This window comes from Klebsiella sp. WP4-W18-ESBL-05 (genome assembly GCF_014169075.1).
GTDB classification, from domain to species: domain Bacteria; phylum Pseudomonadota; class Gammaproteobacteria; order Enterobacterales; family Enterobacteriaceae; genus Kluyvera; species Kluyvera ascorbata_B.
In genome coordinates this window covers 143,437-157,677 of sequence record NZ_AP022058.1, presented here as the reverse complement: position 1 = coordinate 157,677, position 14,241 = coordinate 143,437, and the positions used below count along the sequence as shown (strand labels likewise).

The 14,241-nt window shown below is 50.4% G+C and carries 10 protein-coding genes and 4 pseudogenes; 3 read left to right on the top strand and 11 right to left on the bottom strand.

Going from position 1 to position 14,241, the window contains the following annotated elements; translation table 11 throughout:
- Positions 1 to 132: 132 nt before the first annotated feature.
- The 6 genes and pseudogenes from H7R58_RS24595 to H7R58_RS24570 form a co-directional block, all read right to left on the bottom strand.
- Positions 133 to 1,758, bottom strand: coding sequence for a GTPase (locus tag H7R58_RS24595; protein ID WP_020804893.1), 1,626 nt, complete (start codon positions 1,756 to 1,758; stop codon positions 133 to 135).
- Positions 1,745 to 3,583 (bottom strand): dynamin family protein, encoded by a 1,839-nt coding sequence (locus tag H7R58_RS24590; protein WP_020804891.1) that lies wholly within the window; start codon positions 3,581 to 3,583, stop codon positions 1,745 to 1,747. Before H7R58_RS24590 ends, H7R58_RS24595 begins: the two co-directional genes overlap by 14 nt.
- The gene (locus tag H7R58_RS24585; protein ID WP_020804892.1) at positions 3,580 to 4,038 is read right to left on the bottom strand and encodes a hypothetical protein; all 459 of its coding nucleotides are present in this window, start codon (positions 4,036 to 4,038) and stop codon (positions 3,580 to 3,582) included. The genes H7R58_RS24590 and H7R58_RS24585 overlap by 4 nt, the downstream gene beginning before the upstream one ends.
- Before the next feature lie 10 nt (positions 4,039 to 4,048).
- On the bottom strand, positions 4,049 to 4,912 hold the full coding sequence (locus H7R58_RS24580; RefSeq protein ID WP_020804894.1) for a GTPase: 864 nt from the start codon (positions 4,910 to 4,912) through the stop codon (positions 4,049 to 4,051).
- A gap of 55 nt (positions 4,913 to 4,967) precedes the next feature.
- Entirely contained in the window at positions 4,968 to 5,192 is a 225-nt protein-coding gene (locus H7R58_RS24575; RefSeq protein ID WP_223878977.1) for a hypothetical protein, read from the bottom strand.
- Between the two features lie 154 nt (positions 5,193 to 5,346).
- Positions 5,347 to 6,041: pseudogene (locus H7R58_RS24570) on the bottom strand (IS6 family transposase).
- 498 nt (positions 6,042 to 6,539) lie between these two features.
- On the opposite strand from H7R58_RS24570, the gene H7R58_RS24565 reads away from it, so the two are divergent.
- Together H7R58_RS24565 and H7R58_RS24560 are read left to right on the top strand one after the other, a co-directional pair.
- Positions 6,540 to 6,863 (top strand): type II toxin-antitoxin system TacA family antitoxin, encoded by a 324-nt coding sequence (locus H7R58_RS24565; protein WP_017900603.1) that lies wholly within the window; start codon positions 6,540 to 6,542, stop codon positions 6,861 to 6,863.
- Complete coding sequence (locus H7R58_RS24560) at positions 6,847 to 7,395, top strand: GNAT family N-acetyltransferase (RefSeq protein WP_017900604.1); 549 nt, start codon at positions 6,847 to 6,849, stop codon at positions 7,393 to 7,395. Before H7R58_RS24565 ends, H7R58_RS24560 begins: the two co-directional genes overlap by 17 nt.
- 264 nt (positions 7,396 to 7,659) lie before the next feature.
- Here H7R58_RS24560 and H7R58_RS24555 read toward each other — a convergent pair.
- Both H7R58_RS24555 and H7R58_RS24550 read right to left on the bottom strand, forming a co-directional pair.
- A pseudogene (locus H7R58_RS24555) lies at positions 7,660 to 7,791 on the bottom strand (IS5/IS1182 family transposase); the annotation flags it as partial.
- A gap of 106 nt (positions 7,792 to 7,897) precedes the next feature.
- Positions 7,898 to 10,249, bottom strand: a pseudogene (locus H7R58_RS24550) (TrlF family AAA-like ATPase); the annotation flags it as partial.
- 100 nt (positions 10,250 to 10,349) lie between these two features.
- On the opposite strand from H7R58_RS24550, the gene H7R58_RS24545 reads away from it, so the two are divergent.
- Complete coding sequence (locus H7R58_RS24545) at positions 10,350 to 11,381, top strand: IS630-like element ISEc33 family transposase (RefSeq protein WP_001395480.1); 1,032 nt, start codon at positions 10,350 to 10,352, stop codon at positions 11,379 to 11,381.
- A gap of 17 nt (positions 11,382 to 11,398) precedes the next feature.
- Here H7R58_RS24545 and H7R58_RS24540 read toward each other — a convergent pair.
- The 3 genes and pseudogenes from H7R58_RS24540 to H7R58_RS24530 all read right to left on the bottom strand — a co-directional run.
- Positions 11,399 to 11,734, bottom strand: a pseudogene (locus H7R58_RS24540) (DNA repair protein); the annotation flags it as partial.
- 285 nt (positions 11,735 to 12,019) lie between these two features.
- Positions 12,020 to 12,952 carry an S-4TM family putative pore-forming effector gene (locus H7R58_RS24535; RefSeq protein ID WP_020805035.1) on the bottom strand — a complete coding sequence of 311 codons (933 nt, stop codon included), beginning with the start codon at positions 12,950 to 12,952 and terminating at the stop codon, positions 12,020 to 12,022.
- Positions 12,953 to 12,955: 3 nt separating this feature from the next.
- Positions 12,956 to 13,951: a nucleotidyltransferase family protein gene (locus tag H7R58_RS24530; RefSeq protein WP_032744124.1), complete on the bottom strand. Its 996-nt coding sequence runs from the start codon at positions 13,949 to 13,951 to the stop codon at positions 12,956 to 12,958.
- Positions 13,952 to 14,241 lie beyond the last annotated feature (290 nt).

The window sequence follows — 14,241 nt, the reverse complement described above, 5'->3', positions numbered from 1 at the left end:
CGCACTAAAGGATGCGGCCAGAATAGTTGGCGCCAGTCGGCAAAACTAGTTGACGTCTAATACCTGCGGAGCAGTTTTATTTACTGGCAGCCTGAATAATCGACAACGCGAGGCTTTACTGACTTACCTCCGTTAATGCGACAGAGCCCGTTTGGCTGTTTCTAATTCCTCAATGCGTTTTGCGGTGAGATCGCTCTGCTGCTGATGCTCGTTTTTTCGCTGTTTCAGGAAAGCGTCTACTGGTTCGAAAATCTCATTCACCACCTCGCGAATCACCCCCTGCCACGCCTGTTTCAGCCCATCCATCAGCGTGGCGGCGGTGTCTTCTGCGGCTTCTCGACGGCGACGTCTTGCCTGTCTTAATTTTTCATTTTCATTCACGGCCTGATAAATGTTCCAGGCTCCCACGCCCAGAGCAATGGCAGGGCCTGCTAAGCGTCCTGCCGTAGCGGCCCAGCGCTCGATGGTTCTTTTCCCAATCCCTTTAAACAGATTTGGCAACAGATCTTTGGCAATCACTAACCCTTTTTTGGCGCCTGCTTCGGCAAGGGCATTCACATCCAGTTTGTCGCTGTGGCCCATCACCTGCTTCAAGCCCTGTTTCCAGGCAGATTCCTCGTCTTCACTCTGGAAAGCTTTTACGTCGGGACTTTCGGCCTGAGCCTGCCGCATCTCGGCGACCTGCAAGGTTTCACCAATGTCCTCCAGCTTGCGCTGCGTTTTGGGCAGTTCACTTTCCAGTAATGCCTGCTGTTGCTGGAAAATCTTATCTGAAACCACTTCCAGTTCACGGCTGAGATCCGCTTCAAAGACGTGCTTAGAGCGGCAGTTTTCCAGCAGGTCATCAATGGTGCCTGCTAGGACATGCTGATGCTTCTGAATGTTTTTCTCTAAATGATCATGGAGTTGCAGGCTCAGGCGCTCGCACTCACTCTCTACGCGCAGTCTGGCGTCCTGCAAGGCCTCGCTTTCCGGACTGGCGGCGATTTTCGCGAGCGAGAGCAGGGCGGTATCAATGGCCTGACGCAGGTCGCTGTAACAGGTATCGAGCACGCTGTACTGATCGGTTTCCTGCAAAAATTGCGACAGTTGCTCTTCCAGCAAGGTGATCCCGCTTGAGTTGATTAGTCCTGACTTCTGCTCAAGCCTTCCCTTGAGTGCCGAACGGGCATTCACCAGATGAATACTGACTTTGCTGAGTATATCGTCGATCTGTTCCTCGTCGGCGGCATACTGAAGCCGCTGTCTGAGCTGATCGACAAGATGAATATATTCATGTGATTCAGGTTTGAGGCCGGTTTTATTGTTGACGATCAGCATGACCCGTCGCTCTTTTTCGACCAACGAGATCAGCGCCTGCCAGGTCGATTGCTCCTCGACCGCGCCTCCCGTGGCGACGACGAACAACACGACATCGGATTCGCGCAAATGCGCTTCCGTCACTTGCTGATGTTCTTGCGGAGCATCGATGCCCGGCGTGTCATACAGCGTATAGCCGCGCCACTGATAGCCCGTCACCTGATCGGTCATGGGCCTGTCTGCCATCTCAGCATCAGCCCGGCCCATTAATGCGTTCAGCAAGGTGCTTTTTCCGGCGTTATAGACGCCGTAAACCATAATCACTGGCTGCAATTGCTCGCTTTTCGTCATCAGGCGTTTGCCCAGCAAGGCCGCTTCACCCGCAGGTAAACCCACTTCGAGCGTCTCCTGGCAGTGATGGTAAACATCAAAAACGTGTTGATAATCAGGCAGGTTCATTGTTAAGCAACTCCTTTGTCAGGGCCAGATGCTGGCTACGTAATTCCAGTTGTAATGACGTCAGAGCAGTATGGATCTCTGTCACCCAGGCTTTGATATCGCCATAGAAGGCGTTCTCCAGCATGACCGTTACCGCGCCCAGCTCGCGTTCAGCCCGCTGGCTTAACACTTTGCGGGTTTTTAACGCCACCTCCACGCGGTTATCGCCGACTTCGATATCTTCATATTCGGTTGAATTGAAATTCTCTCCAATTTTGCCGCCACCGTAGCCGCCCACCATGCCACCAAGTAAACCGCCGATGCCGGCACCGATAGCCGTTCCAATACCCGGAATGATGCTTCCCGCGAAGGCACCGATCGCCGTGCCGACGGCCGCCCCGCCGGCTTTACCGACGTTTTCCCCCAGACGTGAGTTAAAAGCGATGCGCTCTGTACGCTTTTCAAAACCCGGTATCGCCTCGTCAATCACATCCAGTTGATTGAGGTTAAGCGTCAACTGGTCGAAGCCCTGCTGAACCTGTTCAAGCAGCGCCGTTTTGCTGGTCGCGATCTCATCTTCCCACACTCTGGCGCAGTGCGACAGGTACTGGCGGTTATCCATCGCGTAACGTTCAATCAGACGTTCGATTTTTGGCTTAAGCCGCTCCTCCAGCTCAAGACAGAGGCGTTCACACTCCTGATGCAGTTTTTGCGCGGCGTCATCCAGTCCGGCGGACACTTCATTCAACAGCGCGATGATCTCATCGCCACTGCGGGTCAGGTAATCGCAAACATTTTTGTGGTTAATCAGCGGGGTACGTTGTTTCATCCTGATGCCATCGGACTGCGCGATCCGAGCAACGGTTTCGGCAAACGTCTCTAAACCGCTCTCCTGCCAGCGCGCGTTGCGCTCAGTTTCTGCGCCTTGTCGCGCATACTCGACCGAGATGGATTGCACCGTGACGCCAACTTTATGGCTGTCCACCAGAGCAGAAAGCGACTCGCTGACATAGTTTTCCTGATCGACGCGATCGGCATCTGACTTCATGATCAGTTGAGAAACGGGATTACCTTCATCATCTTCATCTTCATCGATAATGTCGCTGGCCGGGATTAGCACCATCATCGGCTTGTTCTTCTCAACAACTTCGCGCATCACCTCCAGATCGCTTTTCCTGCCGGGGCTGCTGGAACTGGTCAGATAGATGATAAGGTCGGCGGCATCGCTGTACTCCTGCGCCAGCCTACCATTCTCAGCGGTCACCGAGTGAATTCCGGGCGAATCAATCCAGGTCAGTCCAGGCAGGGTGAAACCCTGAATAGCGCTGGTAGTTTCCGATACGCCGACGGAAAAGTGTTGCTGGCGTGCCATTTTTTCTGCCGACATCTTTTCTGTTGTACCGCTATCAACTTCACAAAAGAAGGCGGGTTTCGGTTCGACTTGGCTTTTCAGCGCTGCATCCGGGCAGGGATGGCCCCAGGCAATAAAATTGCCAAAGGAGGATTTACCGGCTTTGACTTTACCGTAAACGTAGACCATCAACGCATCATCAAACTTCTGACGAAAAATGTTTTTTCGTTGATAGCTGAGCATCTCCCCGACCTGAAGACGCAGCATCTCACGCAGCTGCGCAGTGTGGTCTTCAACAAACTGCAAAAAGGGATGGTCACGTCGGAGTGCGCTGTTGGCCCAGGGATCACGCTGTTGCGTGTCGGTGAGCGCCGCCAGCAGCGGGCTGATTAGCGCTTCGTACTGTTTGATCCTGTTGCCTGTGGCGCTAAAGCCTTCTGCCACCTGCGAAAACACGGCGAGCAGTTCATTACGATTGGCGGGTGAGGTAATCATTGATCCATCTCCTCAGAAAGACGCTGACTGAGTGCGAGCAGCTCCGCCATCTCTCCCTGCAACTGATGAATATGCATCTGCACCTCACTGTCGTTGCCGACATATTCCAGATCCGGTAACAGCGCCCGCAGTTTCGAGAAACTGTTATTCACCGTCGCCGGGGTGCTCAACGCATTTTCGAGATTGAACGCCGTCAGCGTGTGCCAGTCATCGGGCTGGGTGCGTTTCAGAAAAGCGGGATGATCGGCCAGCAGCCTCTTCAGGCCTTTGCGGGCATCCTGAACCAATGCCGCCTGGTTCAACTCCCGGTTACGCCTCTGCTCTTTTTCCAGCGCTTCGCGAGCCGCCGTTTCACGGCTGTTGCCGGTGTCAGATGAAGAAGATGAACTGCTGCTGTCTGAGGCGGCAACGGCTGTAATCACTGCGCCTACAACAGGAATAAGTAACCACCACATCGTTATTTCCTTAAATGTCAGATTTATTCTCATCAGGGATACGCTGACGCAGGGCGTTTAGCAGCTGTTTTGCTGCCTTGCGAAACGCCTTCTCCTCTTCTTTATGTTGCAGCATTAGTGCGCTCAACTTCTCTTCGCGCTGAGCAAGAGCCTCAGTGATAGCACCCTTGAGCATGATGTCGAGATGAACTTTTTCCAGCGCCCGCCCTGAGACGAGCGATGCATTGGCCCTACTGACACGGGTGGTGATGGCTGCCAGCAACTGCGGAATACCGCTGCGCTGAACCAGCCTAGGCTTATTCGTCAGCGTACCTTTAATAAAACGCGGGCTTGAGGTGACAAACAGCGGCAACTGTTCGGCAAAACGCGTGGAGAGAATCCGCGTAATGGAATCAATGCTCTCTTGCTGATGGGTTTCCACACTGTCAGCGTGGGTGAGCACCACAATCAATCGCTGCGGCAGAGCGGGGATATGGCGCATCAGCGTATCAAGAAAATCGAGTTCCACCTGCTCAAGCGTGCCGGTGCGCAGGGTATGGGCAAAAAGAACCGAATCCGCACGCAATATGCCACGCAAGGCGGTGTGATCATCGCTGTCACTGGCATCAATGCCTGGCGTGTCGAGCCAGTCAATGTTTTCCGTGGTCATTGACTGTACGTCTGCCGTGGTGCGACTCGCGCCGGTGGCGAAATACTCCTGTTCCAGGTGTCCGGTCAGCATATTCAGTAATGCGCTTTTCCCTGCATTCATCAGGCCGCAAATGGCAACCTGATGGGATGCTGAGGTCTGTCTGATACTTTCCCAACGCAGGTAGTGCTCAGCGAATGAAGGATCTTCTCTCTGCATCAGCGTCAGTCCGTCAATATTCCCCATTGTGAATCCTTGTGGTTGGCTCAACTTTTTTCTCTGTCAGTAACAAACTGGCAAACTAATCTTTGTCATGCGCTCTCTTTAACGGAGAGAAGTTCGGCGCACTGTCCAGCACCGACTGAATAAGTTCTTTATGCAGAGCATGATCCTGCAGCGCACTGGCGGAGAAGGGATTGCCGTGCAACTGTGCACGCAGGTTGTCCCAGCGCTGACTCAGTACCTGCCAGTTTTGTTCGTCATAGGTGCCTTTGAAAATCACCGGGCAGAAATCAATCGTGGGCAAGAAGTCGCCATGTTGGACTGACCCCACGCCCGTAGACAAATTCTGTCCTCACGACGAGACCAGCTCAAAGGCCTCTGGACTGACGCCACCGAGATGACTGGGTTCTGTCATATTAACGGAGGCAATGCCAGCAAAATCTGGCGTTGTCGATTATTCAGGCTACCAGTAAATAAAACTGTTCCGCAGGTGACATTCCATCACCTGCCGGATGTTGATATTGTCCTTTGCGTATCATGTGGAGCAATTCAATGCCGGCCAGAATGGCCTGTGCCCGGCGAAACGATTTAAATCCCAGCATCGGGCGTATTCGACGTTTGATATTTCGATCATCTTGCTCAACCAGGTTGTTCAGATACTTGCTTTGCCTGATGGTAATCGTTTCCTCATCGGGTTTGCCGGCGTTGAGCGTGGCCAACGCTGCGGTGTTGGCGCCACTTTTATCGATAGTGACCACTTCCGGTTCGCCGTGATGGCGAATCGCCTTGCAAAAGAAGCGTAAGGCGGCAGCAGAGTCCCGTCTGGCGGTCAGCAAAAAGTCGATGGTGTGCCCTGATGTATCGACCGCGCGATACAGATACTTCCACTAGCCTTTAATTATGTGTAGGTTTCATCCATTCGCCATCGACGACCTACCGCCCGTTTATGCCGACGAAACACAGTATCCAACAATGGTACCAGACGGATAACTCAGCGGTGAAGCGTGGAGTGGTCAACATGAAGACCACATTCCGCGATCATCTCTTCGAGATCACGCAGACTCAGTGAGTAAACCAGATACCAGCGGACACACTGAGCAATAACGTCGACGGGATCGTGCAGACGTTTGAAGGTATTTCGGATCAGAGACATTAACTGTAACTATCGGCAACATTACAAAAAAACAGCATGTTATCTGACGCGGCCTTAATGCGACAGAGCCTAAACGGCACCCGTACAACACCCGGATATATTGTACGTACAGCGTACGGCTTTAGTTGACACTGGTTACGAAGCATGCAAAACTATGTGGGTAGCTAAAGAAAGTTAGCTAAAAATTTAAATTCAATAAAACACGATTAAATTACTTAAATATCAATCATATATACTTATTCATGTCATCTACTATAAAAGGAAATTCTATGTCTATCAAAGCGACTTCTATTAATTCAGCTGGTAATGAGTCAATCAAACAGTCACGTGAAAATTATTTAAATATCAATCACATAATATGTAACAGTCAGATGAATGGAAACAGTAGGGCCATACGTCTTCTTATAGAAACCAACACAAAAGGAAATTTACGATGATCATTAATTGTGGAGGTATATAACTGAATTTTTTAATAAAAAAATTGTTCGTGGAGAATACATGATGAGAAACACCAATGTGACTGGTGGTTCCGCAAGCCTGGCTTTGGCTGGAGCCAAAGACACACGTGTCGAGCTGAGAACCAGCGCCGACATAAAAGAGAAGTTGAAAGAAGCAGCCTCGCTGGTTGGGGTGGATATGAGTGCGTTTATTTTGATGGCTGCTACACGCGCAGCTCAGCAGGCGCTAGATGAACAGCGAATGCGAGTGCTCAGCGAACAGGAGTGGAATCATCTAAACGACATCATTAATTCACCTCGTCAGCCGGGAGAGAAACTCCGTGCGCTAATGACAAGGGAAACAAGGTATGTCCGAGATTACTAATGAGCAGTTCCGCGTAATAAAGGCTGATTCCGATGTAGAAATCACCGGGATTAAGCAGTTCGATTGTGGCGAAAAAGTGCTGAATGGTTATTTACAGCAGTTAAAGCGCCAGTGTGGCCGTGACAACATCCACGGGTTATTGCTTCTTAAAGGCGATAAAGTTGTAGGGTTTGTGACGGCCTCTTTGTATCAGTTGGGCCGCGATGAAGTTCCTGATGGAACATTCCCATATTCGGTACCACCTGTGTTTGCGGTGATGAAAATCCCAATGATTGCCATCGATAAGCAATACCAAAGGCAGGGCTGGGGTGAAGAGTTGTTGCGCGCTATTCTCGATTACTGCGTCGAGAGCGCTGCATTTGTGAAGGGCATTAAAGGGGTTTACCTTGATGCTAAAGTTGGTGCAAGGGCTTTTTACGAAAGCTTCGATTTTGAAGCTACGCGTGAAGAGGTCTCTGCCAACGATACAATCCCAATGTTCATTTCAATGGACACGTTACGGGAAGCTAAAGAACTGGAAAAAAGCGCCTGATGGCCTTTTTACAGATCACAGTGGTGAAGCCATAGCAGTGTGGCTTCACAGCGACTCACTCATCGCTGTTTGAGTGACCTCATGGATTTGCTTCTCCCTTAGGCCAGGTGATGATGAGCCAAAAGCAGACAGCGTTTGCGATAACCACCCAATGGGTGGTTATCGCGTTTTTGGGGTTCCGAGCCTGTACCCTACACAACCCCTGAAAGGTTTTGTGGAATAAATCAGATTTGGGATAAGCATCCCCATAGCCGGTTGCTGATGTCAGGCAATACGCTCGCTTTCTGGCATTCCTGCCTTCGTCATTATGCTCAGCGCACGTATCATGGTCAGAGCCTTTGCAACCTGTCCATCCTAGTCCCGCAGCGTCAGTGAACCACCGAACAGCTGCTTCACGCTATCGGATGATATTTTAAACGGCGATCCGATGACATTAAATTTTAATTTAAACAATGAATTAAATCCTTAACGTACGTTTCCGTTCCATTGGCCCTCAGACCCCTTAGATGGCTTTAAGCCACAACATGCCGTATTTTTGCTCACGGGCTTCGAACGCCTGACGGCCTCCCTCAAGCACATCGCATATTGCCTTGCGCATGCTGTTTGGCGCATCATGATCTCCGTATTCAAGCGCCCCGCTACGGTAACTGATGACTTCATCATTATTAGTGGCGATGATGACCTGCTCAGCATCACAGTTCACCACCAGGTTGGCGTTATGCGTCACGATAATGACCTGCCTGTACTGTTTTATTTTTCTGAAGAGAGGTACCAGACTGTGCATGATGAAGTCATTGTCTAGGTCATCTTCTGGCTGATCGAATACAAATGGCGATCCGAAGGCGTCCGTCGCCAGTTTAAGGCAGACATAGAAGGTCCCCCGTTGACCGGCTGACAGTTTTTCGACCGTTTTGCCTTTGTATTCAAATTCCGCCCTGACGTTCAGATAGCGCTGGATCTGCTCCGGACTGAACAGATAACTGAGTAGTGAATCCGGTCCCTGACTGTTAAAATATTCATCACGCCAGAAGAACTCTTCGACGGTCAGTTTTTTGTCCGAAAATTCCGGCAGAACCAGCATGGGTTCATTTGCCTGCAGTGCCCGAAACTCATCAATACCGCTGACCCTGAACACCTCCCGAAGCCTGTCAACAGAGGTCAGCTCCCCGCTAGCCCTGAATCGTCCTCGGTTCAGACAACTGAGCATTCCATCATAAAAGGCCTTTATATCAAAGTGTGGCTGTCCATAAATGCGGATATCCGTAAGAATGTCTTTTATCAGGGCCTGCTGGTCCTGCGTCAGATGTGGTTTTTTGGTTAGCGACGCGAAAGCCGTATCGATCACACCCTGTCTGGACAGCAATCCATCCATGAATTCAGCCGCAACCTTGGCGCGTTGTTCCAGTCCGGTCTGGTACTGTGTCTCTCGACGCGCTATTTCACGCAAATGCGTTTCCGCAAGCTCCGTTTGACGCTGATATTCATGTACTTTTTCCAGCAACCCTGTGATGTCCTGTCCCAGTCCCTGCTCACGGAAAGCGCCAATAATCTCGTCGTTATCACGCCCGAACTGTGCCGTCTGCTCCTGCACGGATAGAAGCCTGCGCGCAACAGCCTCTGTCTGTGCTGACAGATCTACGAGCGGGATCGCTTCTTGAGCGGTAGAGTCAGCATTAATAGCCGCTATGCTGGCATTCAGGTTATGTTCGGCCGTCGCAATGTCCGCACGCACACCCGTTAATTTATCCCGCATCTGAACCAGCAATGTCTGACGCCGGCTGTTTTCACGAAACGTCTCAATCAATGCCTTATTGCGGTCACTTGTGAGAACCTCAATTTTTTCCTGAGCGCCTCTGATGATCTGCTGCTGAAACTCACGCGTATTCACCGGCTCTGAATGCTCATTCCTGTACAAACTGAATTCACGCCAGGCACGCCAGGCGCTGAGGTTTTCTGCCAGTTGTGTGGCCGTATCACCCGCCTCATGAACCGGTGTCAGCCTCAGCATTTTCTTGATCTCATCACTGATGAGCCCCGGCTCCTGGCAGAGTTTTTTGATTTCCCCCTGAGACACATGCAGATACTCATACCCTTCTGAACGGGCATCAAATCGTATCTTCTCACCATTGGCTTTATCCAATTCAATACTTAGATACTGAACATTCACTTCACGTTGCTCGCTTCCCCGTGCCGCGGTACCGGCAAAGCGGGAACGGAGCGCATCAAGCAGCAGGCTTTTACCTGTGCCCCGGCCGCCAATAATCGCCACCATATCCTGACTAAGGGGGATGGACAGCTTCCTGAAGCTGATTTCCTGGCCATCAAAAATCGTCCCTTCAATATCGATCTGACTGAAATGCGCTTTTGGCGTGAGCTCAGTCAGCCACTCATCCCCGAGCCTCAGTCGGCCTTCAGGCTCCAGTAACGCTTGGCGAAGCCCCTCGAAGGTCGTAAGCGCCTTTACCCAAGTGTAACGGCTGCCGATATCCTCCACCCGGTGTGCATCGGAGCAGAGGAAGACGGGTTTGACGCCAGCATCGTCATAACGATTCGTTTTCATAAAAAATTCACGATCGCCCTTTCCGCCGAAAATAATATGTCCCTGACGGTCGATCTCGGTTGCGATTGCCGCAGAGCGCCCATTTGCGTCGGGTCGATAACCGCCATACCCGTTCGGACAGACGGCCACTAGGTAATCCCTGAACGGGCGGAATGCGGAACTGAGATGCTCAAGCAGTGCACTGAACGCCACCACAATGGTATCCACACCATGGCCGCTTTCCATGACGCTCTTTTCACAGCAGTAAATGGCCTTTCTGTCGCCGTCTGTTAACCGGAGCGGAAAACGGGCTAAATAGCTGCGCGGAATAGTAGATCACTGAAAGGGAACTCAGCCCGGATTGTGCGATCTGATCAATCGCCAAACCAACCAAAATCACCAACCGGACTGAGCGATGCCGATCATAGTACCAATACCCCGTGGCGAACGACGCCTGATGCAGAAAGCTATTCATAAAACGCGTGATAAAAATCATGCCCGCAGACTCACGGCCATGCTGATGCTTCATCGGGGTGAACGGGTCAGCGATGTTGCCAGAACTCTCTGTTGTGCCCGTTCATCCGTTGGTCGCTGGATTAACTGGTTTACGCACTCAGGTATTGAAGGCCTGAAATCCTTACCCGCAGGGCGCTCCCGACGCTGGCCTTTTGAACATATCTGCACCCTGTTACGTGAGCTGATAAAGCATTCTCCCGGCGATTTTGGTTATCAACGTTCACGCTGGAGCACCGAATTACTGGCAATAAAAATCAATGAGATAACCGGTTGCCAGTTACATGCAGGAACCGTTCGCCGCTGGTTGCCATCTGCGGGGCTTGTATGGCGCAGGGCCGCGCCAACTCTGCGTATCCGTGACCCACATAAAGATGAAAAGATGGCGGTAATCCACAAAGCGCTGGATGAATGCAGCGCAGAGCATCCGGTATTTTATGAAGATGAAGTGGATATCCACCTTAATCCTAAAATCGGTGCGGACTGGCAGTTGCGCGGACAGCAGAAACGGGTAGTGACGCCGGGGCAGAACGAAAAATACTATCTGGCCGGCGCACTGCACAGTGGCACGGGTAAAGTCAGCTACGTGGGCGGCAACAGCAAAAGTTCAGCGCTGTTTATCGCTCTGCTGAAGCACCTGAAAGCCACTTACCGGCGGGCGAAAACAATCACGCTGATCGTTGATAACTACATTATCCATAAAAGCCGCGAAACACAGCGCTGGTTGAAAGCAAATCCCAAGTTCAGGGTAATTTACCAGCCGGTTTACTCGCCGTGGGTGAATCATGTGGAACGGCTATGGCAGGCACTTCATGACACGATAACCCGTAATCATCAGTGCCGCTCAATGTGGCAGTTACTGAAAAAGGTCCGCCATTTTATGGAAACCGCCAGCCCATTCCCCGGAGGAAAACATGGTCAGGCAAAAGTGTAGCGGTATTAGGCGCAGCTATTTAGGGCTTCGTTAATACGTTCGGTGCTCACCTTATCTGAAAAAAGGATATGGACATTAATAAAATCCCCGGCCTTGTTCTGTTGATCAAGGCGGAATTCCACATTTCCCAGCACGGTTATATTGAGACCCTGACGGGCAATCTCTTCCCTGATCGTTTCCAGCTCATTCTGCCGGAAATAAAAATAGTTGGTCACGGCGACAAGAGAAAGTTGCTTTTCTCCGAGTAGATGTACATAGCGCTCTATATCACACTGGTCGGAGTAACCATTGGCCTGCCACGTCATCGGACTGTGAATATGTAAATCCCATTTATTCCATTCTGAACCTTTCACAGACGATCCTTTATAATGAGAATATTTCCCTTATAATAATGAGGATTTCGTTATGTTGCCATTTTATTTCACTATGCCTTCATGAATGCCACTGGCAGTGAAGATTATGGCTTTAAATGCAATAATTCTTATCTTCTTCCTCTGAGATCCGAAAAAAGGCAAAGCCGGATGCTAACTATCTGAGGAGAAGGTGACTATGTGTTTACGCTGAAAGTCAGGCAACCTGAATGGTTTATCGTGATGTGCTCCGGCATACGTAAATCCTATACCGGAGCTAAGGAGGGATTACTCCTGAAGGTGCAGCTCCTTCAGATTCGTTTCAAAGTAATCAACATAAATTTGCTCATTTTTGGGTTTCATTATCAGCTGAATACCGTTGGGAACGGGCGGACATGAAGCCCGGTAAGCGAACATCTCATCCTGGATATTCCGGAGCGTATAACCCAGTTGCTCTTCTTCTGCCCTTCCGGAAACCCTGATGCCGGATAATTCCTTCTCAACGTATTTTTTCAGCTTCTCGCTTCTTTTCATACTGCTGCGATTATCCAGAAACTGAAGCAAGAAATAGCGGATGACCGGCAATGTGAACACTACATAGAAAAGGATCTCATTCAGCCCAGATTTCATGGCGATGCCGTAAACAAGCATCGCGACAGGCGAGACAATGAATGCTGAAAGATAAAACACGTGCAGCACCTCCCTTAGCGATTTGTCCCAGCCGAGGTTTTTTCCGTGGCACAGGAGCGCCATTACGGCCTGCGGCGCGTCATACACCTTATTGACGTACCATCCCTCTTCACCAAATCGCTTTCGTGCTTTTTCCGGACTGTCTCTGAAATATGCCGCTGCCCGTATGATGTCATCCCGTGGGATCTCCTCCACCTTCAGTTCATTGCGACGGATGCCAAGTACCCGGCAGTCGTACATTTCCTGGATTGAGGCAGCCTTCCTGCGCAGTGCTGAGATGTGTCCACTGATGGCAATGTTAAAGGTAAGTACCAGAAGTCCATACAACCCCAACAGTGAAGACAACAGCTCTGAATCGACAAATCCCCGGCTCCGGTTGTATACGGTAACGAGCGAAAGCAGGAGCGGCACGATGATGCTGAAGAGAAAATTCAGCCTGTTCCAGTTTTTTACCCTGTCGTAGACACGGGCCTGCGCATACAGTAAATCCAGGTTTTCTCTGGTCGACTGGTTCGTGTAAATGGCATTCATGGTTCACCCGTAAACAGGAAAGGACGGCCCGAACACGTCGCGCCATTTATTGATGGATTTTTCATACTCTTTATTATCTTCAAACCGTCTCGCCTCCGATGCCTTCTGCGCATCGAGATAACATCTGTCCGATATCGCCTTACGAGCCTCGGCTGAAAGAGAGTTGATATCCCCCTGTATGCCTTTGGGATCGTTGACGGAGTACTGTACGAAAAGACCAAGATGGCGGAAAAGCGATTCCAGCTCCATATCGACAAACGATAAGCAGGATGTCCTGACGGCGTAATAGTCCAGAATCAGCGTCTCCAGCAGGTAGGAACTCATGGAAGGCATCGTCGGTCGCCGCTGCCAGTATTTAACTGCTCTGATGACATTGAGCACATTGCCGTCATTCTGCACATTGATAGTTGTGACTCTGTCCCTGTCTTTGCGGGGGTCGGTAAACTTCCAGTGGCCGTTGCCGTCGGGGATCAGATAGTAAGTCCGTCCAAAGGCATCTTCGCTCGTAATAAAGCAGGGTACGATGTCAAAATTCCAGTCCTTGCTGACCAGCTTAAGCGTGACGGCTTCCTGGTTACGCCTGATATCAGCCTGGGCATACTGGGCAACATCCTGCAGACGGCTTTTAAAGGCATTCAGAATTCTGACGGAGCAGACGGTGTCTGCCCCGGAATGGCGGTAACGGTGCAGACGTGAACCCTCTCCGGAGGAGGTTACAGTTACCCGGTCACTCAGGATGGTATAGGTGGCACCTTGCCCGGTTAAGCCAAACATCAGATCGATATCATCAAGCGGACGAATTTTGGTTCTTCTTGCGAATGAACCGAAAGCAATGTGGATCCCGGGATAACTCACCGGAAAAACCTCGTCGTTTTCAAAATCATTAATCTTACCGATTAGCCAGTCGCGACTTGCACGCGCGTCATCGGTGTCTGCCTTTTCGAGATTCACGGTATCTTTCATAAATTCGTTAAAGGCAGCTATTACTGTGGTCGCCATGTTCAGTCCTTTAATTTTTTCATACAAAACGCGCAGGGCTCTGCCGTAAACCTGAACACCTCAGTACCCCGGAAGAGTCGGTACATTTTATTCTTATTACCGCAAGTTCAAAACCGCCTCGCTCTCTACAAGGGCATATAATTTACACGGGAAATAAGAACCTCACTCTTTTATTGATAATTATGTAAATCGTTTAAGTTATTGATGCAAATTAAGCAATAATGCAATTATATTAAAAATCTATACTTAATGTTGCATTATCAGCACAGATCCTGCTGTATTCCACCTGA